Annotated in this window: 18 protein-coding genes; 9 read left to right on the forward strand and 9 right to left on the reverse strand. The window is 73.6% G+C overall.

Annotation, left to right across the window (positions count from 1 at the left end; all coding sequences use genetic code 11):
* Positions 1-38 precede the first annotated feature (38 nt).
* Both SM452_RS00290 and SM452_RS00295 read left to right on the forward strand, forming a co-directional pair.
* On the forward strand, positions 39-1,706 hold the full coding sequence (locus tag SM452_RS00290) for a PP2C family protein-serine/threonine phosphatase (protein ID WP_463839134.1): 1,668 nt from the start codon (positions 39-41) through the stop codon (positions 1,704-1,706).
* The gene (locus SM452_RS00295) at positions 1,703-2,740 is read left to right on the forward strand and encodes a cobalamin B12-binding domain-containing protein (protein ID WP_262014070.1); all 1,038 of its coding nucleotides are present in this window, start codon (positions 1,703-1,705) and stop codon (positions 2,738-2,740) included. Before SM452_RS00290 ends, SM452_RS00295 begins: the two co-directional genes overlap by 4 nt.
* A gap of 1 nt (position 2,741) precedes the next feature.
* On the opposite strand, the gene SM452_RS00300 is transcribed toward SM452_RS00295, so the two are convergent.
* The gene (locus SM452_RS00300) at positions 2,742-3,257 is read right to left on the reverse strand and encodes a MarR family winged helix-turn-helix transcriptional regulator (RefSeq protein ID WP_262014069.1); all 516 of its coding nucleotides are present in this window, start codon (positions 3,255-3,257) and stop codon (positions 2,742-2,744) included.
* A gap of 95 nt (positions 3,258-3,352) precedes the next feature.
* Between SM452_RS00300 and SM452_RS00305 the strand changes: the two genes are divergently transcribed.
* On the forward strand, positions 3,353-4,483 hold the full coding sequence (locus SM452_RS00305) for a PP2C family protein-serine/threonine phosphatase (protein ID WP_262014068.1): 1,131 nt from the start codon (positions 3,353-3,355) through the stop codon (positions 4,481-4,483).
* Between the two features lie 9 nt (positions 4,484-4,492).
* On the opposite strand, the gene SM452_RS00310 is transcribed toward SM452_RS00305, so the two are convergent.
* The 7 genes from SM452_RS00310 to SM452_RS00340 all read right to left on the reverse strand — a co-directional run bounded on the left by SM452_RS00310 (position 4,493) and on the right by SM452_RS00340 (position 12,987).
* A complete protein-coding gene (locus tag SM452_RS00310) occupies positions 4,493-5,974 on the reverse strand; it encodes a sugar transferase (protein WP_262014067.1) in 1,482 nt (493 codons plus the stop codon).
* 212 nt (positions 5,975-6,186) lie between these two features.
* Positions 6,187-7,941 (reverse strand): VWA domain-containing protein, encoded by a 1,755-nt coding sequence (locus tag SM452_RS00315; protein ID WP_262014066.1) that lies wholly within the window; start codon positions 7,939-7,941, stop codon positions 6,187-6,189.
* Between the two features lie 177 nt (positions 7,942-8,118).
* Positions 8,119-9,153, reverse strand: coding sequence for a lactonase family protein (locus SM452_RS00320; protein WP_262014065.1), 1,035 nt, complete (start codon positions 9,151-9,153; stop codon positions 8,119-8,121).
* Positions 9,154-9,254: 101 nt separating this feature from the next.
* On the reverse strand, positions 9,255-9,857 hold the full coding sequence (locus tag SM452_RS00325; RefSeq protein ID WP_262014064.1) for a GTP-binding protein: 603 nt from the start codon (positions 9,855-9,857) through the stop codon (positions 9,255-9,257).
* Positions 9,838-10,227, reverse strand: coding sequence for a DUF742 domain-containing protein (locus SM452_RS00330; protein ID WP_091422853.1), 390 nt, complete (start codon positions 10,225-10,227; stop codon positions 9,838-9,840). Before SM452_RS00330 ends, SM452_RS00325 begins: the two co-directional genes overlap by 20 nt.
* Entirely contained in the window at positions 10,217-10,639 is a 423-nt protein-coding gene (locus SM452_RS00335; protein ID WP_013288181.1) for a roadblock/LC7 domain-containing protein, read from the reverse strand. The genes SM452_RS00330 and SM452_RS00335 overlap by 11 nt, the downstream gene beginning before the upstream one ends.
* The gene (locus tag SM452_RS00340; RefSeq protein WP_262014063.1) at positions 10,639-12,987 is read right to left on the reverse strand and encodes a sensor histidine kinase; all 2,349 of its coding nucleotides are present in this window, start codon (positions 12,985-12,987) and stop codon (positions 10,639-10,641) included. The genes SM452_RS00335 and SM452_RS00340 overlap by 1 nt, the downstream gene beginning before the upstream one ends.
* Positions 12,988-13,292: 305 nt before the next feature.
* Between SM452_RS00340 and SM452_RS00345 the strand changes: the two genes are divergently transcribed.
* The 5 genes from SM452_RS00345 to SM452_RS00365 all read left to right on the forward strand — a co-directional run bounded on the left by SM452_RS00345 (position 13,293) and on the right by SM452_RS00365 (position 17,592).
* Positions 13,293-13,898, forward strand: a complete 606-nt coding sequence (locus tag SM452_RS00345) for a hypothetical protein (protein WP_013475405.1) — start codon at positions 13,293-13,295, stop codon at positions 13,896-13,898.
* Positions 13,899-13,911: 13 nt separating this feature from the next.
* Positions 13,912-15,006 (forward strand): hypothetical protein, encoded by a 1,095-nt coding sequence (locus SM452_RS00350; protein ID WP_463839135.1) that lies wholly within the window; start codon positions 13,912-13,914, stop codon positions 15,004-15,006.
* Between the two features lie 126 nt (positions 15,007-15,132).
* On the forward strand, positions 15,133-16,791 hold the full coding sequence (locus SM452_RS00355) for a sodium:solute symporter family protein (RefSeq protein ID WP_355508928.1): 1,659 nt from the start codon (positions 15,133-15,135) through the stop codon (positions 16,789-16,791).
* Between the two features lie 17 nt (positions 16,792-16,808).
* On the forward strand, positions 16,809-17,132 hold the full coding sequence (locus SM452_RS00360) for a hypothetical protein (RefSeq protein WP_262014060.1): 324 nt from the start codon (positions 16,809-16,811) through the stop codon (positions 17,130-17,132).
* 76 nt (positions 17,133-17,208) lie between these two features.
* Positions 17,209-17,592 (forward strand): hypothetical protein, encoded by a 384-nt coding sequence (locus SM452_RS00365; protein WP_262014059.1) that lies wholly within the window; start codon positions 17,209-17,211, stop codon positions 17,590-17,592.
* Positions 17,593-17,700: 108 nt separating this feature from the next.
* Here the strand turns inward: SM452_RS00365 and SM452_RS00370 are convergent, their stop codons facing one another.
* Positions 17,701-19,509, reverse strand: a complete 1,809-nt coding sequence (locus SM452_RS00370; protein ID WP_262014058.1) for a glycoside hydrolase family 6 protein — start codon at positions 19,507-19,509, stop codon at positions 17,701-17,703.
* Positions 19,510-20,102: 593 nt separating this feature from the next.
* Here SM452_RS00370 and SM452_RS00375 point away from each other — a divergent pair.
* On the forward strand, positions 20,103-21,320 hold the full coding sequence (locus SM452_RS00375) for a hypothetical protein (protein ID WP_463839136.1): 1,218 nt from the start codon (positions 20,103-20,105) through the stop codon (positions 21,318-21,320).
* Positions 21,321-21,380: the final 60 nt, after the last annotated feature.

Raw genomic sequence — 21,380 nt, forward strand, 5'->3', positions numbered from 1 at the left:
CGCACGGGTCGACCGACCGAAGCGCCCGGCCACCGGAGGTGACCGCCGCGCGCCGGGGCGGTGTCGCGGGGCCGGTCAGCGGCGGTGGACACGCTTCGCGGAAACGGCCCCGGCGGGTTGCCGGGGTCGCACTGCCGGCTGACGACCACCTGGCCCGGGAACTGCTGGACGGGCTCGCCGAGGCCGTCGTGACAGTCGACCACGCGGGCGTGGTGACGCTCGTCAACGCCATGGCCGCCGATCTGCTCCCCGAGGTGGCGCCCGGCGTCGACCTGGCCGCGTGCCGGGTGCCGGCGCTGGCCGACGCGGCCACCGCCGGATCGGACTCGTTCGAGACCGACCACCACGGCCGGCGGCTGCGCGGCGTGCGGCGCCCCCTGGCCGACGACCGCAGCGCCTGGTACGTCCGCGACGTCACCGAGGAACACGCGCGTACCGACGCGCTGCTGGCCGAACGGTCACGCACCGCGTTCCTCGCCGAGGCGGGCAGCCGGCTCGGGCTGTCCCTGCACCGCGAGCAGACGCTGCGCACCGCGGTGACGCTGCCGGTGCCCTACCTGGCCGACGTCGCGGTGGTGGTGCACCGCCCGCCGCCGCCCGCCGAGGACCAGCCGCACTGGATCCGGTACGCCACAGGCGATCCCGGCCCGGTCACCGGCCTGGCCGGCTGGCCGACAGTGGAGTCCGTACCCGGCCTGGTCGAGGCGCTCGACGGCGACCTCACCGAACCGAGTCCCTGGCTGGACGCCGAGCTGGCCGATCTGGCCGAGATGCTGCCCGCCGGGTTCGGCCGTCCGGGCACCGTGTTGATCAGCCCGATGCCGAGCGCCGGTGGTCCGGCCGGCGCGCTGGTGCTGGCCCGGCGCCCGGAGCGGCCCGGCTTCGACAGGCGGGAGATCGGCCTGGCCCGGGAGTTCGCCGGGCGGGCCGGCGCGGCGCTGGCCGCCGCCGAACTGTACGGCGAGCAGGCCCACCTGGCCCGGGTGCTGCAGAACAGCCTGCTCCCGCCGGAGCTGCCGCGCCTGCGCGGGATGACGCTGGCCGGCGGTTATCGCGCCGCCGGGGACAGCCTGCGCATCGGCGGCGACTTCTACGACCTGTTCCCCACCGGCGACGGCGGCCTGTTCGCGCTCGGTGACGTCTGCGGCAAGGGTGTCGGCGCAGCAGTGCTGACCGGCCGGGTCCGCCAGTCGCTGCAGACCCTGCGCCTGGTCGAGCAGCGCCCCCGGCAGCTGCTGGAGCTGCTCAACCGGGCGCTGCTGGACGCCCCCGACGCGGCCCGCCGGGCCCAGTTCACCACGCTCCTGCTGGGCGCGCTGCGCCGCGAGCCGGACGGCGGGCTGCTGGTGCGGCTCGCCGGTGGCGGGCATCCGTCCCCGCTCGTCGTCCGCGCCGGCGGCGGGGTGGAGACGGTCCGGGTGGGCGGCATGCCGGTGGGCGCGCTCACCGACGCCCGGTTCACCGGCACCGAGGTACGGCTGGCGCCGGGTGACCTGCTGCTGGCGTACACCGACGGGGTGACCGAGGCCCGCGGCGGCCCCACCGAGCCGGCCATGTTCGGCGACGCCCGGCTGCGTCAGGCGCTCGTCACCGGCACCGGGCTTCCGCCCGCCGCGCTCGTCGAGCGGGTGCTCCAGCTCGTCGACGAGTGGCTGGACGGGCAGCCCCACGACGACATCGCCATGCTCGCCGTGGCGGCCGGGTGACACCGCCGCCGCCGGACCGCCCCACCCCCGCGGCCGAGCGCCGGATCGGGCCGGACACGCTCGTCGCGTACCTCGATCACCTGGACGCCGCCGACCGGGCCGGCGCGGTCACGCTGGCGCGCGGCCTGCTCGCGGACGGGTTCTCGGTCGCGGACGTCCTGGTCGACCTGGTCGCGGTGGCGCAGCGGGAGGTCGGCCGGCGCTGGCTCACCGGCTCGTGGAGCATCGCCCAGGAGCACGCCGCCACCCACGTCAGCGAGCAGGTGGTGGACGCGCTGGGCGCGACGGTCGGCCCACCGCGACGAGGGCACGTGGTGATGGCGTGCGTGGAGGGCGAATGGCACGCGCTTGCCGCCCGCATCGTCACCGAGGTGGTCCGGGCGGCCGGCTGGCGGGTGACGTTCCTCGGCGCCAGCGTGCCGGCCCGGCACCTGGTCTCCTACCTGCACCAGACCGGTCCGGACGCGGTGCTGCTGAGCTGCGTGCAGCCGAACCGGCTGGTCCGGGCGGCGCGGATGGTGGAGGCCAGCCGGGCGGCCGGGGTGCCGGTGCTCGCCGGTGGTCCCGGCTTCGGCCCGGACGGCCGGTGGGCCACCGCGATCGGCGCGGCGGGCTGGGGCGCCAGCGCCCGGGACGCGGTGGAGCTGCTGGAGCGGCCGCTGTCTGCCGCGCACACCGGCGCGCCGCCGCCCCCGCCCGACGACGCGTACGTGGCGGTGCTGCACCGGCGGCGTGAGCTGGTGCGGCTCGCGCTCGCCACGGTGGACCCGCCGCCGGAGAACGCCGAGGACGTCGCCGCCGGCATCGCGCACCTGGTGGACGCGCTGATCGCGGCCGTACGCGTGGACGACGACCGGCTGCTGCGCGACTTCGTCGGGTGGCAGGAGGAGGCGCTGACCTCCCGCGGCGGCCGGGCCCTGCTGGACCGGGTGCTCGACACGCTGGAACGGGCGCTGACCGAGCATCCCCGGGTGGTGGCCCGGCTGCGCGCCGCCCGCGAAGCGGCGCCGGACGATCCCGGCCCCGCCGGCTGAGTCAGGCGGAACGCGGCACCGGAGGTCCGCCGGACGGCCGGGCCGGGTCGCCGATCCGTTCCCCGGAGGGTTGCAGCATCGGCCAGCCCTCCGCCACGGTGGCCTCCCCGCGCCGGCCCACCTCGTCGAACTCGCGCATGCCGCGTACCAGCGCGGCCCGGCCCTCCGGGCTCATCCCGGCCAGGATCCGCTCCAGCCGGTGCCGCCGGTCGGCACGCAGCTCGGCGAGGAGCCGGAGGGCGGCGGGCGTGAGGTGCAGCGAGATCTCCCGCCGGTCGTAGCGGCCCGGCTCGCGCTCCAGCATTCCGGCCGCGACCAGCCGGTCGCACAGCCGGCTGGCGGAGGAGAGCAACATGTCGGTGAGCGTGGCGAGACGGCGGAGGTTGATGCCGTCATACTGCTCGACGACCATGATCGCGCGTAGCTGGGCACTCGACAGCCGGCTGGTGGTGCGCTCCCGGGCCGCCTCCCAGACGGCGAGCAAGGTGCCTGCCGCCTCGTCCAGGGCGGCGGACATACTCGTATCAGGTTCCCGGGGACTGCGCTCTTCGGTCATGGTGGGGCCGAGACTACCCCCCGGATCTGCCCGGCGACCTGTGCAAAGGAGCAAAGATGAGCGGAGCGGAGGGCCACGCGCGCCGGGTCCTGACCGAGGCGCCGACGGACCTCATCGTGGACCGGCTCGCCGCCGAGCTCGCGCGCACGTACGGCGTCACCCACACCGAGCTCTACCAGGTCGACTACCGGCTCGCCGAGCTGCTGCCGCTGGACGACGGGCCGTCGGTCACCGGGCCCGGCCACCCGGCCTGGCGCGCCTTCGACCACCAGGAGCCGGTGATCGCCGACGGCGTCGGCTGGTTCCCGGTGGGCATGCGCGGCGAACGCCGGGGCGTGCTGAAGGTCTCGCCGGTGCCCGCCGACCCGGACGCCCGCCGGGAGCTGGACACCATCGCCACGGTGCTCGGGCACGAGCTGAGCGCGGTCATGGCGACCACCGACATCTACCGGACCGCCCGGCGCAGCCGGCGGCTCACGCTGGCCGCCGAGATGCAGTGGGAGCTGCTGCCCGGGCGCAGCCGGATCCGGCCGTCGTTCAGCCTGGCCGGGCAGCTGGAGCCGGCGTACGCGGTGCGCGGGGACAGCTTCGACTGGTCCGACGACGGGCACCGGCTCTGGCTGGCGGTACTGAACGGCTACGGCGAAGGGGTGGCGGCGGCGCTGCTCGCCTCGCTGGCCACGTACGCGCTGCGCAACGCGCGCCGGGCCGGGCTGGACCTGGCCGACCAGGCCGCGCTGGCCGACCAGGCCATCTACGCCCAGCACCGGGGCGAACAGCACGTCTCGGTGCTCCTGATCGAGCTGGACCTGGCCTCCGGCGAGATGACGGTGGTGGACGCCGGTTCGCCGCGGCTGCTGCGGCTGCGCAACGGCGCGGTGACCGAGCAGGAGCTGGACAAGCAGTTCCCGCTCGGCATGTTCGAGGGCACCGACTACCGCCCACAGCGGTTCCGGCTGGAGCGCGAGGACCGGCTCTTCGTGGTCAGCGACGGCGTGATCGACGCCGCCACCGAGCAGGTGCGCTACGGCGAGGTGGCGCTGGACCGGTTCCTGCGCCGGACCGGCCCGATGGAGCCGCTGGACGCGGTCCGGTCGCTGATCGGCGACCTGCGGGCGTTCGTCGCCGGTGACCTGGTCGACGACGCCGTGGTGGTCTGCCTGGACTGGCTGGGGCCGCAGCCCTGACGCGCCCGGTCAGTACGCGCCGCGGCTGTTGACCACCGCGCCGAACGTCTTCCACAGGATGGTCAGGTCGGCGGCCAGGGACCAGTTCTCCACGTAGTACAGGTCGAGCCGGATGCCGTCCTCCCAGCTCAGATCCGACCGGCCGCTGACCTGCCAGAGGCCGGTCATGCCGGGCTTGACCAGCAGCCGGCGTGCCACGTCGCCGTCGTAGCGGGCCACCTCGGACGGCAGCGGCGGGCGCGGGCCGACCAGGCTCATCTGGCCGAGCAGCACGTTGGCGAGCTGGGGCAGCTCGTCCAGCGACCACTTGCGCAGCAACCGGCCGACCCGGGTCACGCGCGGGTCGTCGCGCATCTTGAACATCAGGCCGTCGGTCTCGTTGCGCGCGGCCAGCTCGGCGAGCAGGGCGTCGGCGTTTACGACCATGGTGCGGAACTTGAAGACGCCGAACTCCTCGCCGCCCTGGCCGACGCGGGTCTGCCGGAACAGCACCGGACCCCGGCTGTCGATCTTGATGGCGAGCGCGATCACGATCAGCAGCGGCGCCAGCACGAGCAGCGCGATCAGCGAGATCGACCTGTCGACGAAGCCCTTGACCAGCTTGCGGGCACCGCGGAACTCGGGCGCCTCGACGTGGATCAGCGGCAGGCCGGCGACCGGACGGGTGTGGATGCGGGGGCCGGCCACGTCGGTGAGCGCCGGCGCCACCACCAGGTCGACGCCGGTGCCCTCCAGCTGCCAGCCCAGGCGGCGCAGCCGGGTCGCGGTCAGCTCGCCGGAGGCGGTGACCGCCACCGTGTCGGCGCCGATCGCGGTGGCCGCCTCCGGGATGCCCCGGAAGCTGCCGACCACGGGCACGTCGCCCAGGCGTTGCGGCACCGGGGCGAGCAGCGCGTCCGGGATGCACGCGCCGACCACCTGGTAGCCGGCGTACGGTTCCCGGCGCAGCGTGTGCACCAACTCCAGCACGTGCGCGGTGTCGCCCACCACGAGCACCTTGCGGGACCAGCCGGCGCCCCGGTCGCGGGCCCGGTGCAGCCGCTTGCGGGCCGCGAACCGCGCCACCTCCAGGCCGATCGTGCCGACCGCGAAGGAGATCGCCAGGAAACCCCGGGAGACGCCGACGTCGGCGATGTACCCGGCGATGGCGATGCCGCCGGCGAGTCGCATGCTGGCCGCGCTGACCCGCCGGTACTCGTCGGCGCCGTAGCCGAGCACCTGGTCGTCGTAGCACCGCATCGCCTTGAGCGAGACGAGCCAGACCAGCAGGAGCACCGGGGCGACCACCACGTACGGGATCTCGGAGCCGGTCGGTTCCTCGTCGCCGAACCGGGCCAGGTAGCCGACCAGGATGGCCACGGCGAGCACGGCGGTGTCCAGCACCACCAGGACCCGGATGTAGGCCCGCTCCGCCGCTCGCGTCGTCTTGCCCGGGCGTTCACCACCGGGTCGCGACGACGTGGCAGGGGTCAACAGCGTCGCCGAGGTCACCGGCCCTCCCCACTTCGCTCAGGACCGCCCCGTCCCCGCCCGGCTCCGGTGTGGAGCCCGCGGTCGAGGCACCCGGTCATCATGCCTGGACAATTATGGTTACCGATTGATTCGGACGCATTACCGTCAGTTCTCATCCCGTGTCTTGACCCGGGAAGCCTTCCGCCGTACCGGATTTCCGGTACGGCGGAAGACTAGCGCTGAGCTTCAGGTCAGCGGGGAGCGGGCGGCCGCAGCGCGATCGCCCGGAGGAAGATCTCGCCGATCTTGCTGGGGTCGGTGGTGACGAACGCGCCGCCGCCGGTGACCTTGGTGATCGACTCCAGCTCGGCCCGGTTCACCTCGGTGCCGATGCCGATGATGACGACCTGGACCGGCTGCTCGTCGTCCTTCAGCTTCTTCAGCTGGTCCAGCAGTTCCTTCTGCGAGATGCCGTTGTCGTCCTCGTTCTTGCCGTCGGTGAACAGCACGATCGAGTTGACCTTGCCCGGCTCCCAGTCCTGCTGCACCTTCTTGTACGCCGCGAGCATCGTGTCGTACAGGCCGGTGTTGCCGCTGGAGGGCTTGATCGAGGCCAGGCCGCGCTGCAGCGCGCCCCGGTTGCTGGACAGCGGCTTTATTCCGACCAGCTCGCTCCAGTCCTGCGAGCCCTGCAGGTTGGTGGAGAACGTCCAGAGGCCGATCGACCAGGAGTCGTCGAACAGCCCGAGGCCCTGGCTCGCGGCGGCCACCGTGACCTGCTCCCGGCTGGCGCCGTTGGCGGTCGCGACCGGCTTCTTCATCGAGCCGGAGACGTCGATGACGCAGAGCATCCGGCCGGACTGGGTGGCCACCGACCAGGTGGTGGTGGCGGTCGAGATGGCACCGGGGTCGAGGTCGGCCGCGCCGCCCTGGCCCGACGGCGGCACCTGACGCTCGCCGCCGTTGGCCGGGCTCGGCGCGCCGGTCGGCGCCTGGAAACCCCGGCCCCAGTTGCCGTCCGGCGCGCGCAGCGCCTGCGCGGCGAGCCGGTCCTTGAAGCCCGGCGTACGCAGCACCTCGAAGAGCACCTTGGCGGCGGACGCCTTGGCCGGCTCGATGCCGGGCAGCACCGCGAACGGGTAGTCCAGCGAGATCGGCGGCGGCTGCAGGTACAGCGCGGCGAGCCGGATCGGCGGCTTGGTGCTGTTGTAGGCGATCACGTCCTCCTCGGACAGCGCCGCCGCCCCCAGCCCGTTGGCGATCGCCGTCGGGTCGGACGAGCGCGGGAACCGCGCGAGGAGGTCCTGCCGCAGCGAGGACCGGTTGGTGGCGAGGGCCCGCAGCGCGCCGACCATCGCCTCCTGCGCCTTCGGCGAGCCGGACTCACCGGCGGAACTGGCCGCGGCGGTCAGCGACAGCAGGCCGGACAGGCCGGCCGCGTCCTGGGTCGGCTCGACGATCCCGGCCCGCAGCGGCTTGCTGGCGGTGACCTGGGTGAGCAGGTCGGACCAGCGGAGTTCCTTGTCCGGCCACCCTATGCGGGAGGCCACCGGCTCGGGCAGCGCCACCACGACCGGGCTGCGTGCGATGGACGCGCCGTTGGTCGGCGCGAACGCGCTGGCCCCGCCGCTCTTGAGCCGGACCAGCCAGGTCGAGGAGTCCGGCACCCAGACGTCGGGGGTGACGGCGGTGCCGCTGGCCTGCCCGACGCCGGCGAGCGTGGCACCGTGCTTGCTCGCCACCGCGGCGGCCACCTCGACCGGCTCGGCCGAGGAGACGTTGACCGCGATGCAGGTTCCGCCCACCGCGGCGCCGTCGGAGACCCACTGGTCGGCGGCGGCGCGCACCGCGGGGGCGATCTCCGGGGCGGTCGCCACCGACAGCTCGACGCGGCCCGAACAGTTCGGGCCGGCCAGCTGCTGGTAACCGAACCAGGAGCCGGCTACGACGGCGACCAGGGCGGCCGCCACGGCGGCGGCACCTGCTCCGCGGAGGTGAGAACGCATGCGATGGCGGCCAGACACGGTGACCATCTTGCGTACCTCGTGGGGTTACCACCACAACCGTTCGGACGAAAGTTACGCAGCAGAAACAGTTGATCAGCTAACCCATACGCTAAGTTACTGGTCAGTCATTTATGGTGATGTCAATCCACTTCGGACTGTCACTTGGTGACCGTCCGGTCACGGTCGGACGCACGTCGGGCTCGCCATCGGCACCGGCTCCCCCACCGGCTCCGGCACCCCGCCGTCCGGATCGACCCGGAAGATCCTGATCATGTCGGCCCGCTCGTCGGCCACGTACAGGTGCTCCCCGGCGAACGCGAAGTGCCGCGGCCACTCGCCGCCGGTGTCGACCTCGGCCACCAGCTCCGGCGCCGGGCCGTCGAGCGCGAAGACGGAGATCGTGCCCACGCCGCGGTTGCCCACGTAGAGGAAACGCCCGCCCGGCCCGACAGTCACCTCGGAGGGCTGGACGTGCCCGGTCCGGCCGCTGGCGTCGACGCGCGTCCGCTGACGCGGCCCGTCCGGCGTCAGCTCGTACGCGGTGACCGTGGCGTCCAGCTCGCCGACCAGCCAGAGGCGCCGCCCGTCCGGGTGCCGGGCCAGGTGCCGGGGCCCGGTCCCGGGCGCGGTCCGCAGCCGGGGCTCCCGCTCGGTCAACCGGCCGGTGCCGGCGTCGACCGCGTACCGGTAGACGGAGTCGGTACCCAGGTCGACAGCGAGCAGCCCACCGCCGGCCGGGTCGGGCGAGACCATGTGGCAGTGCGCGTGCTCCTGCCGCTGCGGGTCGGCGCCGTGGCCGGAGTGCCGCACCAGGTCGGTGCGCTCCCCCGGCACGCCGTCGGCGTCCAGGCCGAACACCGCCACGCTGCCGCCGCCGTAGTTCGCCACGAACAGGTGCCGCCCGTCCGGTGCGACCGCCAGGTGGCACGGCTCCGCGCCGCCGGTCTCGCGGACACCGAGCGGCGTGAGGTCGCCGTCCGCCGCCACCCGGAACGCGCTCACCTGCCCGTCGGGCAGCTCGTTGCACGCGTACAGCACCGGCAGCGCCGGATGCCGCACCAGGAACGACGGCGACGGGGTGACCGCCACGACGCCCAGCGGGGTCAGTTCCCCGGTCGCCCGGTCCCGCCGGGCCGCCACGACGCCCTCGGCCCGCCCGCCCGTCTCCGCCGTGTAGCCGCCGATGTGGACGATCTCGTCCTGCCCGGTCACCGCACCCACCTCTCGTCGGTCCTGCCTGCGATCCAACCAGAGGCTTCCCGGTGGCGCGCCCGGTCAGTCCCACCAGGCCCGACGGATCGGGTACGGCGTGGTCAGCCCACCGGCACCGGCTCGCCGCGCTGCCGCGCCACGTGCTCGACGAGCGAGATCAGCACCAGCTTGCCGGACTGCCGGTCCCGGGCGTCGCAGAGCACCAGCGGGACGTCCGGGTCCAGGTCCAGCGCGTCGCGGACCGCCTCCAGGCCGAACCGGCGGGAACCCTCGAAGCAGTTGACGCCCACCACGAACGGGATGCCCCGCTGCTCGAAGTAGTCGATCGAGGGGAAGCAGTCGGCCAGCCGGCGGGTGTCGGCGAGCACCACCGCACCGAGCGCGCCGAAGGCCAGCTCGTCCCAGAGGAACCAGAACCGGTCCTGGCCCGGGGTGCCGAACAGATAGACCTGGAGGTCGTCGTTGATGGTGATCCGCCCGAAGTCCATCGCCACCGTCGTGGTCGACTTCTGCTCGACCCCGGAGACGTCGTCGGTGCCGAGCCCGGCCCCGGTCAGGACCTCCTCGGTCTGCAACGGCCGGACCTCACTCAACGCGCTGACCAGCGTCGTCTTTCCGGCGCCGAAGCCGCCGGCGATGAGGATCTTCAAAGCCAGCGGCACTCGTGGCGCCTCCGGCTCCCGGTCATAGCGCACGGAGTCCACTGACCACCGCCTTGAGGATGTTGTCGTCGGGCAGGTACGCGGTGGCCGGTGGCCGGTGCACCGCGACGAGCCCATGGGCGAGGAGGTCGCCGAGCAGCACCCGGACCACGCCCACGGCGAGGTCAAGGTCGGCGGCGAGGTCGGCCACGGCCTTCGGCCGCCGGGCCAGCTCGATCAGGCGGCGGTGCTCCGGCTGGAGACCGGGCGTGCCGGCCGGGTCCGCGCCGGGGGCGGCGAGCACGAACGCCAGCAGGTCGAAGCCGTCGACCGGCGGGCGCACCCGGCCGCCGGTGAGCGTGTACGGGCGCACCACCGGGCCGGCGTCGGCGTCCAGCCACTCGTGCTGCGGCCCCGGCGACTCAGCGCGCATCGGTCCGCTCCCCCGCCACCCGGCTCGGCGCGGCCAGGTTCTCCCCGACCCGGATGACGAGCATCGCCATCTCGTACGCCACCAGGCCGATGTCGGCGTCGGCGTCGCTCGCCACCGCGAGGCAGGCGCCCTGCCCGGCGGCGGTCACGAACAGGTAGGCCGACTCCATCTCCACCACGGTCTGGCGGACCGCGCCGCCGCCCAGGTGCCGGGTGGCGCCCTTGGCCAGCCCGGAGAAGCCGGACGCCAGCGCGCACAGGTGTTCCGCGTCGGTGCGGTCCTGGTCGGTGGAGGCGCCGAGCAGGAGCCCGTCCGCCGAGAGCACCACCGCCTGGCGGGCGGCGGGAACGCGCTCCACCAGGTCGTCGAGCAGCCAGTCGAGATCGGCGTTCTGCCGCGTCGTGTGCACCACTAGGCGTCCCTCTCAGTCGCGGTTCGTTGGTCCGGCGCCGGCGGGGCGGGCTGAACGGCCGGCCCCGCGGTGGTGGACGGCGTACCGGTGTCGCGCGTTTCGGTGGCGGGGGTGGCCGGATCGGTTCCGGCGGCGCGGGAGCCGTCCCGGCGTCCGCGGGCAGTGCCGGCCTGCAACGCCGACATGGCCCGGCGGGCCTCCTCGGGGGTGCGGTGGGCCGGGGTGTCGGCGACGGCGGCGCGGGGACGGGCGGTCGCGCCGCGACGCCGGATCCGGCGGGGCAGCCCGTCGTCGTCGGCGGGCGGCTCCACCGTCGAGGCCCGCGCCGACTGCAGCGGGACGACTGTGCTCTCCGACCGGTCCCGGCCCGGCCGGACCGGCCGGACCGGCCGGGGCACGGTGGTCAGCCGGGTCACCTTGGCCAGGCGCCGCCGTTCCGGCCCGGCGGAGGCGTCCGCGCCCACCGGCGGCTCGTCGGTGATCAGTTCCGCCGGTACGAACACCGCTGCCACGATCCCGGCCGGGCGGGACGGCCGCAGCTCCACCCGGACGCCGTGCCGGGCGGCCAGTCGCGCCACCACGAACAGCCCCAGCCGTGCGCTGCCGGCCGGGTCGAACTCCGGTGGCTCGGCCAGCTTGCGGTTGGCCTCGGCCAGGGCCGGCGCCGACATGCCCAGCCCCCGGTCGAGGATCTCGATGGTGTAGCCGCCCGGGACGCTGCGGCCGGTGACGTCCACCCGGGTGCCGGGCGGGGAGAACGTGGTCGCGTTCTCGATCAGCTCGGCGAGCAGGTGGATCACGTCGCCGACGGCGCGGCCGAGCACCCCGGCCGGTGCCACCTCGCCCACGTCGACCCGGTCGTACGCCTCGACCTCGGAGATCGCGCCGCGCATCACGTCGACAGCGGCGACCGGGCGGCGCCAGCCCCGTCCGGGCGCGGCCCCGGCGAGGATGACCAGGTCCTCGGCGTGCCGCCGCAGCCGCGTCGCCAGGTGGTCGACCTGGAACAGCCCGGCCAGCTCGTCCGGGTCCTCGGTACGCCGTTCCAGCCGGTCCAGCAGCGCCAGCTGCCGGTGCACCAGCCCCTGGCTGCGGCGGGCCAGGTTGAGGATCACCTCGTTGAAGCCCCGGCGCAGCGTCACCTCGTCGACGGCCGCCCGGACCGCGGTCCGGCGCACCTCGTTGAAGGCGCGCGCCACCTGGCCGATCTCGTCACCGCCGTGGTCCAGCTCGGGCGCCTCCCGGGCCACGTCGACCTCCTCGCCCCGGCGCAGCCGCGCGACCACGTCGGGCAGCCGGCGTTCCGCCACCTCGGTCGCGGCGGCGCGTACGCCGGTCAGCCGCTGCGCCAGCGACCGGCCGACCCGCAGCGCCACCAGTACGCACACCACGATCGCGATCAGGCCCAGCACACCGGCGGCGGCGAGCTGGACGAGGATCCGGGTGGCCATCGGCACGGACCGCTCGGCGAGGGCGTCCGCGCCGCGCAGCTCGAAGTCGCGCAGGCTCTGCCACACCTCGGCGTGGCCGGTCTCCCACGCCCGCATGTCGAACCGGGCGGGCAGCCCGGGCGAGCGGATCAGGCTGTCCTGGAGCGCGCGCAGCCGGAGGAACCCGGCGCCCTCGGTCATCCGCTGGTAGGCGGTCCGCTCCCCGGCCGGCAGGTCGGCGACCGCCGTCTCGGCCAGGAAACGCTGGTTCTCCACTGTGCGTACCAGTTGCTCGTGCTCGCCGTCGGCGTACCGCCCGGCTGTGACGGCGCCGGCCAGCAGCGCGTCGGCCTGCCCGAGCAACTCCCGGGAGCGGCCCAGCGCGGTCAGCGCGGTGGCCTCCCGGTTGAGCTGCGCGTCGGGCAGCGCGGCCATCGCGCCGAACGCCTGGAACGCCGAGCCGATCATCCCGCTGTAGAGGCCGACGGCGCCGGCCCGGTCCACCTTGCGGTCGTCGATGAACGTGCGCCCGGCGGGCAGCGCGTCGAGCGCCGAGACGAGTTGGTCGAGCCGGTTGTCGAGCTGGGCGTCGGCGACGTCGCGCAGGTCACCGCCGTCGACCTTGCGGCGCAGCTCGACGATCGCGTCGTCGGTGCGTACCCGCTGCTCGGTCAGCTCGGGGAGGGCGCGGTCGCCGGCGAGCTGGACCACCGACAGCCGCCGCTCGCGTTGCAGCTCGGCCACCACGGCCTCGCCGGGACGGCCCAGGTCGTAGAGGAGGGTACGCGCGGAGAGCAGATCGAGTGCGGGCCCGAAGGTGAGCGTGGTGGCGAAGATCCACAACGCCAGCAGCCCGGTCACCGGGCCGATGACCAGCGCGGTCAGCTTGGCGCGAATCGGCCAGTCACGGGTGTTCAATCAGACCTCGCCCGGGAAGGTGTCGCTCGGTGGCGCCGGCAGCGGCCGTCACGTTCGCCGGCCACGACGCCGGGCCCCGGCCCGGACGCCTTGGGCAGGATACGTAATCCGGGGCGGATGCACTACCGGCCGTCTCGGCTCTCACTACGGTCCGAGACGGGCACCGCGGGCGCAGTCGGACACCGGTCCGGCACCGGACGGCGGTCGCGACACCGCGCCTTTTTTCCGGAGCGGGGCGGAAAGTGCCGCACAACGGGATTGGCGATCACCCGCACGAGGGAATACCACCGTGCGAAGGAGGAGCCATGTCGTCCACCCAGGTAGTCGTCATAGTCATCGTCGTCGCCGTCATCGCCGCGCTCGTCGCGGTCGCCGTGGTCGCCAGCCGCCGCCGGGCGCTGCGCGAGCGCTTCGGCCCCGAGTACGACCGGGTCGTCGCCGAGCAGGACAGCCGCAGCGCCGCCGAGCGCGAGCTGCGGGAACGCGAACGCCGGCACGCCGAGCTGGAGCTGACCCCGCTGAGCCCGGAGTCCCGGGCCCGCTACGCCGCCGCCTGGGAGGAACTCCAGGTGCGCTTCGTCGACTCCCCCGCGGAGACCGTCGGCGAGGCCGACGAGCTGGTCAGCCGTCTCATCGCCGAGCGCGGATACCCCACCGGGGACTTCTCGGACCAGATCGCCCACCTCTCCGTCGAGCACGCCCGCACCCTCACCCACTACCGCGACGCCCACGAGATCCGGCAGCGCAACGAGCGCGGTGAGGCCGGCACCGAGGACCTCCGGCAGGCGCTCGTGCACTACCGGGCCCTCTTCGCCGACCTGCTCGGCGAGGAGCCGGTGCCCACGTCCACGCAGCAGCCGGAGCAGCGCCACCCCGACCACGACCACGACCACGACGTCCCGAGCCGCTGAGGAGGCCGCCGCCATGCGCCAGGATGAACAGCAGGTCACGCAGGACCACCCCGAGGCCGTCCGGTCCGCACCGGTGCCGGTGCCGCAGCCGGGCGAGCACGCCGACACCGACCGCCGCGACGCCGACCGGGCCGACGTGCCCGAGGACGCGCTTGACGACCGCGGCACCTTCGACGACCCGGCGGTCACCGACGAGCGGCGCGACGCCGAGGTGGACGAGACCCGCGCCTACGACGCCGGGGAGCTGCGCGACGCGGGCGACCGGACCGACGACGACGGGCGTGCCCCGTACGCCGAGCCGGCGCCGCTGCCGACGGCGTTCGGCGCGGCCACGGTGGGCGACGCGGTGGCCGCCTCGGCCCTGGCCGGCGGTCGTCCGCAGGACGAGCGCGACGCGCGCGGCGAGGACACGGCGGCGCCGGGCGACGGCGCGCCGGGACGCACCGACCCGCTGGACGACGAGCGGGCCGACCCGACCGCCGGGGACCGCCTGCACGACCGGGACCGCTGGGACGCCGAGCACCCCGGCGCCGGCGACCGTGACGTGGACGGCGACGGCCGGCACGACCGCATGGTGGACACCGACGGCCGGGACGACCGCATCGACGGCGTCGTCAGGGACGACGCGGTCGCCGACGGCGCGGTCGGGTACGGCAGCGCCGAGCCCGGCCTGGTCGACCCGGACGCCGAGCCGGTCCCCGCCACCGACGACGCCGACCGGCGGCACGACCGGGTGGACACCGACACCGCCACCGCGGCGGCGGGCGCGGCAGCCGCCGGCACGGCTGGCGCGAGCCTGGCCGGCGTGGACCGGCCCACGCCCGGCGCGGTACCCGCCGACGCGGCGACACTGTTCGCGCCGGAGGCCGCTCAGGGCTTCCGGGACCGCTGGCGCGACGTGCAGCTGCGCTTCGTGGACGACCCGCGCGCCGCGGTCGGCGAGGCGGAGTCGCTGGTCGAGGAGGCGATCGAGGCGCTCTCCACCGCCCTGCGCGAGCAGCGCACCCGGCTCGGCGCCTGGCAGGAGTCCGGCTCCACCGACACCGAGCAGCTCCGGGTCGCCGTGCGCGGCTACCGCGACTTCCTGGACCGCGTGCTGGGCCGCTGAGAAACCGCCACGAAGCCCCGGCCGGTGACCCGGCCGGGGCTTCCGCACGTCCGGACCGAACAGCAGGTATGAAACTTCGCAATCGGGGTACGTGCGGACGGCGGTGCACACGAGGGGAGCACGGTCATGGGCGGTGGCGGCCTGCGATTGAACATGAACGCCCTGGACTATCTGATCCTGGCGCTCTACTTCGTCACGGTGCTCGGCGTCGGTTTCGCCGCCCGGCGCGCGATCCGCACCAGCGTGGACTTCTTCCTCTCCGGCCGCTCGCTGCCCGCCTGGGTCACCGGCCTGGCGTTCGTCTCGGCGAACCTGGGCGCGCTGGAGATCATCGGCATGGCCGCCAACGGCGCCCAGTACGGCATCATGACCGTGCACTACTACTGGATCGGCGCCGTGCCGGCGATGGTCTTCCTCGGCATCGTGATGATGCCGTTCTACTACGGCTCCAAGGTCCGCAGCGTCCCCGAGTACCTGCGGCTGCGCTTCAACCGCCCCACCCACCTGCTCAACGCGATCAGCTTCGCGGTCGCGCAGGTGCTCATCGCGGGCGTGAACCTCTACGCGCTGGCCCTGATCATGCAGGCGCTGCTCGGCTGGCCGCTCTGGTTCGCGATCATCGTCGGCGCGGTGATCGTGCTGGCGTACATCACCGTCGGCGGGCTCTCCGGCGCCATCTACAACGAGGTGCTCCAGTTCTTCGTGATCATCGCCGGTCTGGTGCCGATCACGGTGATCGGGCTGGTCAAGGTCGGCGGCGTGAGCGGCCTGATGGACGCGGTCCGCGACTCCAAGCTCGGCGAGGCCGGGCTGCACGCCTGGGAGGGCACCGGCAGCACCGACAACCCGCTCGGCGCGCACTGGCTGGGCATCGTGTTCGGCCTCGGCTTCGTGCTCTCCTTCGGCTACTGGACCACGAACTTCGCCGAGGTGCAGCGCGCCCTGTCCGCGCGGAACATGAGCGCCGCCCGGCGTACGCCGATCATCGCCGCGTACCCGAAGCTGCTCATCCCGGCGGTCACCGTGATCCCCGGCCTGATCGCCCTGGTCACCGTGAAGGGGCTGGGCGCCGACGAGGGCGACCTGGTCTACAACAACGCGATCCCGCTGCTCATGCGCGACCTGCTGCCCAACGGCGTGCTCGGTATCGCGGTCACCGGCCTGGTGGCCTCGTTCATGGCCGGCATGGCGGCGAACGTCAGCGGCTTCAACACCGTGTTCACGTACGACATCTGGCAGGCGTACTTCCGGCGCGACATGCCGGACGAGCACTACGTGAAGGTGGGCCGGCTCGCCACCGTCGGCGCCGTGGTGGTCGGCATCGGCACCGCGTTCATCGCCGCCGGGTTCAGCAACATCATGAACTACATCCAGGCGCTGTTCTCGGTGTTCAACGCGCCGCTGTTCGGCACGTTCATCATCGGCATGTTCTGGCGGCGGATGACGCCGCTGGCCGGGTTCTGGTCGCTGCTGTCCGGCACCGTCGTCGCCACCGCCACGTACCTGCTCTACAAGGGCGGCGTGATCAGCTTCAACTCGGACCTGGAGGAGAGCTTCTGGGGCGCGGGCCTGGCCTTCGCCACCGTCGCGGTGGTGGCCGCGATCGTCACGCCGCTGACCAGGCCGAAGACCGACCGGGAGCTGACCGGGCTGGTGTACGGCCTCAGCGACACCACGCTCGCCGACGACTCACTGGCCGGCGACGCCGCCTGGTACCGCTCCCCGGTGCTGCTCGGCGTCGTCGCGGTGGTCCTCGCCGCCCTGTTCTACATCCCGGTCTTCTGAAGGAGGGGACGCACGCCATGGCAGACGACGCGGGCCGCCACTACCAGGGCGGCGAGGCGCACGACCCGCTGGTCGACGAGACCGAGGACGCCCGGGAGGAACGCTCCGCCGCGGCCCGGCTCTTCGACATCCGCCGGGTCATCGGTGGCCTGTTCGTGGTGTACGGGCTGATCGTCGGGCTGATGGGGCTGTTCGACACGTCCGCCGAGATCGACAAGGCGCAGGGCGTCCGGATCAACCTGTGGGCGGGCGCGGCGATGCTGGTGTTCGGCCTGCTGATGCTGCTGTGGCTGCGGCTGCGCCCGACCGAGACGCCGGAGCAACACCGCGACGAGTCCTGATCCCCGCCGACCGCATGGCGCGGCCCGCACCGGGTACGCCTCGGGGATCAGGCGGAAGGGACAGGAGGGCAGCAGCATGACCGATCGTGACCGCGGTGGCGAGCGGCCGCTGGAGGAGACCCCCGAGGTGGCCGCGGCGGTGGACGACGACAGCACGGTGCCCCAGTTGCGCAGCGGCGGCACCGACCCGGACAACCCCGTCTTCACCGAGCCCGACGGGGCGGTGCCCGACACCGGGTCGCCGAACCTCATCGGTGACCCGTACGCGGCCGGTACCGGTGCGACAGGCACCGGGACGGGTGCCGCACCGGACGACATCCGCACCGGCGCCGAGCAGCCCTGGGATCCGGAGGACCTGGTGCAGGCCCGCGGTCAGGACATGACCCCGGAGAACCTGGAGCGGGCCCGCCGCGACCTGGCCGAGCTGGGCCGGGCGGCGATCGAGCGCACCGTGCCCTGACACCGGCACGGCCGAGGGCCCCTGGCCGACGTGGGCGTCGACCAGGGGCCCGGGGAACCCGCGCGGCGGTGCCTCACTCCCGCCGCCGCGGGTGGCCCGTACCGCGGCTCAGGAGAGCGGCGGGTACGCGTTCTGCATGAGCTGCTGGAACTGGGCGGCGAACCAGGCGCCGGAGATCGGCGCGTCCGGCAGGGCACCGGACATGCTGTTGCCGTTGCGGGCGTTACCGGTGTAGGTCGGGTCGCACATCCGGTCGAAGCCCTTGCCCTCGTTGTTCGGGATCTCCTTGCTGGAGCCGTCCGACTCACCCGGAGGCTTCACCCAGACGTAGGCGTCGATCCCGGACTCCGGGTTGGCCCGCGGCCGCTCGCCGAGGCCCGCGCCGGCCTGGTTGCACCAGTTGCCGGTGTGGAAGCGGCGGTCGACCCGGCCGCCGTCGACGTACGCGTCCACGCTGGTCGACGGGCCGGGGCCGGTCGGCCGGGCGGTGCCGCCCCAACCGTTGCGGGAGGTGTCGATCAGCATGCCGATGTTGCTGTCGAAGCCGATCGAGACCAGCTTCTGCCGGAACGCCTGGGCGAACGACAGCTCGTCGAGGTACTGGTTCCAGTCGGCCCACTTGGACTGCCGCACGGTCTGGCCGTTCACCGTGTCGGTGATCTTGACGTACGGCTCCTTCAGCGCGGAGTAGTTCGCCGTGTTGACGATGAAGCCCTGCACGTTGGCGACGGTGCTGCCGGACGCCACGGCGGCGGCCTTGAGCTGGTCGGCGACCGGGCCGAAGTTGCTGTCCCAGCCGATCCAGCCGTGGTGGGCGGCGTCGATGTAGTTGTAGACGTTGCCGATCGCACCCAGCTTCGCCAGGGCGTAGCCGACACCGTTCACGTACGCGCCGTTGGCCTTCACCGTGTCACACATGACCGTGCCGCCCGCGTTGCCCGAGGTGTTGGTCACCAGGTTGGGCAGCGAGTCGATCTCGATGATGTTGACGATGCGCAGGTTCCGGTACTTCGCGTCGCCCTGGATCGCGGCGATCGGGTCGATGTACTCGGCCTTGTAGCGGGGCAGCTCGTCCGGGCCCAGCTCACCGTTCGAGGCGAGCGCGGAGCAGTCCCGGCCGGGCAGGTTGTAGATGACGAACTGGATGTAGCCGGCGCCCTGGGCGAGCGCGGCGTCCAGGTGGTCACGGACGCCCATCGCTCCGTTGGAGCTGCTGTCCGGCGTGCCGTTGATGGCGGCGATCCGGTCGATCCAGACGGCGGTCGGGTTGTTCGACACCCGGTTGCCGCCGGACACCGACTCGGCCTTGGCCTTCCACTCGGGGTTCACGTACCCCTTCACGCCGGCGTACGGGTTGTCGACCCGCTGCCCGGGCGGCGGGGTCGTCGTCGGCGGCGTCGAGGTCGGCGGGGTCGACGTCGGCGGGGTGCTCGTGGGGGGCGTGCTGGTCGGCGGCGTGCTCGTCGGCGGGGTGCTGGTGGTCGGCGTGCCGCCGTTGCACACAGTGCCGTTGAGCGTGAACTGGGTCGGCTTGGGGTTGCTGCCGCTCCAGGAGCCGTTGAAGCCGATGGTGGTGCTGGCGCCGCTGGCGAGCGACCCGTTGTACGACTCGTTCTGCGCGGTGACGTTCTGGCCGCTCTGGGACCACCGCGCGGACCAGCCGTTCACCACCCGCTGCGAGCTGTTCGGGAAGGTGAAGCCGAGGTTCCACGAGCTGAGCGCGTCACCGATGTTCTTGATGGTCACGGTGCCGGTGAATCCACCGGGCCAGTCGCTGGTCGTGTAGGTCACGCTGCACTGCGTGGCGGCCTGCGCCGCGGTGACCGGGAGGGTCACCAGTCCACCGGCTACCAGGACGCCGGCGCCGGTGAGCGCAAGCGTCCGGTTCCGGCCGGACAGCCTTCTCCACAGATTCATGCCACTGATCTCCTTGGGCGAGACCGGATCCGCGTACGGCCCGGCGCAATGGCGGCTGCGGTCGTCCTGCGGGAACGACCGTGCGCGCCACGGGTTACTTCGGGGGACGCCCGACCCGGACGGGCGTTGTGGGGGTGGTGGTGCCGACCGGTCCGCAGGACCGGCCGATGGAGCCGGACGTCGGCCGATGGTGCCGGCTGCCCTCGACGTCTGAGCTCGCGGTGTGGCTCCCCGAACCGCGTGCAGCGATTCTTGCATGGGAGCGCTTCCATGGCAATGGCTCGATGCGCCTCGCCCCACCGTACCGCCGCCTCCCACTCCCGCCGCCCCACCGGCGCCCCTCAGCTCGGGTGGAACGTCATGGGTGCCGAAACGGCCCGGAGACACCCATGACGTTCCACTCGGCGCGCGGACCGCGGCCGCGGCGAAGGGCACCCGATCCGCGCGCGGCGTCGGACAAGGCACGCATCCGCCCCAACATCAGCAAATCCCTAAAAGCGAATCTTTTCCCGAATAAGTCGCGAAAAGGTCTAACGTCGGCCTTAGCTCGACTGACGTCGGGCTCAGGACGAACAGGGATGGAGACGCTGGTCATGGCTAAGAAGATGCTCGGAAAGGTGGTCGCGGGCGCCGCCCTCGGCGGAGCCGGCCTTCTCGCGTTCACCCCGGGAATGGCCTACGCGGGCGGGCACGACGAGGGCAAGGTCATCGCCAAGCCCCACGTGGTGAAGGCGGGGGACACCGTCGAGCTGCTCGCGATCTGCTCCGAGCCGCAGAAGCACGCCACCGTCTGGTCGAAGGTCACCGGCAAGGTCGACCTGCACCCGGCCCGCGACGGCGAGCACGGCGACTGGGCCGACCGCGGCGGAGACTGGGGCGGCGACCAGGACTGGGGCTGGGACGACAAGGGGCCCGACGGCAAGGACGACCACGGCAAGGGCCCGGACGGCAAGGACGACCACGGCAAGGGCCCGGACGGCAAGGACGACCACGGCAAGGGCCCGGACGGCCGCGGCGAGCCGGGCGGGGAGGGGCACGGTCCGGACGGCAACGGCCCCGGCGGCAACGGTCCGGACGGCAACGGGCCCGGCGGGAACGGCCCGGGTGGCGACGGCATGCCGCAGCCTCCGGCGAACCAGCCCCAGCCGCCGGCCAGCCAGCCGGAAGGGCAGCCGCAGCCGGGTGGCGCGGGCGCCGGCGCGGCCGTCGACCCCGGCGACTGGCAGGGGCACGACGAGTACGGCCAGGACGCCGAGCCGGGCTGGGAGAAGGAGAAGCCGGGCGGGCCGGACTGGACCAAGGACGAGCACGGCCCCGACGGCAAGGACCGGCACGACAAGGACGCCAAGGACGAGCACGGCAAGGACGACCGTGGCGGCCGGCCGGACGACAAGGGCAAGGACGGCAAGGACGAGCACGGCTCCTGGCAGGACGGCAAGGACGACTGGCAGGGCGGCAAGGACGACTGGCAGGCGAGCGGAGGCGCCTGGCAGGAGGACAAGGGCGACTACGGCAAGGACGCCGAGCGCGACTACGGCAAGGACGAGTGGGAGCACGGGAAGGACTTCGTCTACTACGGCGAGGCCACCGTGTCGCACGACGCCCGGCCGGGCCGGTACGAGCTGCGGGGCACCTGCGGTGAGGGCGAGCTGGTGGTCCTGCCGCGCGGTGGGGTCGACGGCGGCGACGGTGGCATGACGACCACCGGCGTGGACCGTACCCTCGCCACCGGCGGCGCGGGCATGATCGGCGCCGCGGCGCTGGGCGGCCTGGTGCTGCTGCGCCGGCGGCGGGCCGGTGGCCTGGTCTGACCGGACGACGACCCGGGCCGGCGGCCGCCACGGAAGTCCGTGGCGTGCCGCCGGCACGGC

This window comes from Micromonospora sp. SYSU B005, from assembly GCF_055362685.1.

Bases quoted from the DNA above. Each gene is read 5' to 3' on its own strand.
- SM452_RS00300 (WP_262014069.1), bottom strand. From the start codon at position 3,257: ATGTCCGCCGCCCTGGACGAGGCGGCAGGCACCTTGCTCGCCGTCTGG.
- SM452_RS00305 (WP_262014068.1), top strand. From the start codon at position 3,353: ATGAGCGGAGCGGAGGGCCACGCGCGCCGGGTCCTGACCGAGGCGCCG.
- SM452_RS00315 (WP_262014066.1), bottom strand. From the start codon at position 7,941: ATGCGTTCTCACCTCCGCGGAGCAGGTGCCGCCGCCGTGGCGGCCGCC.
- SM452_RS00330 (WP_091422853.1), bottom strand. From the start codon at position 10,227: ATGCGCGCTGAGTCGCCGGGGCCGCAGCACGAGTGGCTGGACGCCGAC.
- SM452_RS00345 (WP_013475405.1), top strand. From the start codon at position 13,293: ATGTCGTCCACCCAGGTAGTCGTCATAGTCATCGTCGTCGCCGTCATC.
- SM452_RS00350 (WP_463839135.1), top strand. From the start codon at position 13,912: ATGCGCCAGGATGAACAGCAGGTCACGCAGGACCACCCCGAGGCCGTC.
- SM452_RS00355 (WP_355508928.1), top strand. From the start codon at position 15,133: ATGGGCGGTGGCGGCCTGCGATTGAACATGAACGCCCTGGACTATCTG.
- SM452_RS00360 (WP_262014060.1), top strand. From the start codon at position 16,809: ATGGCAGACGACGCGGGCCGCCACTACCAGGGCGGCGAGGCGCACGAC.
- SM452_RS00365 (WP_262014059.1), top strand. From the start codon at position 17,209: ATGACCGATCGTGACCGCGGTGGCGAGCGGCCGCTGGAGGAGACCCCC.
- SM452_RS00370 (WP_262014058.1), bottom strand. From the start codon at position 19,509: ATGAATCTGTGGAGAAGGCTGTCCGGCCGGAACCGGACGCTTGCGCTC.
- SM452_RS00375 (WP_463839136.1), top strand. From the start codon at position 20,103: ATGGCTAAGAAGATGCTCGGAAAGGTGGTCGCGGGCGCCGCCCTCGGC.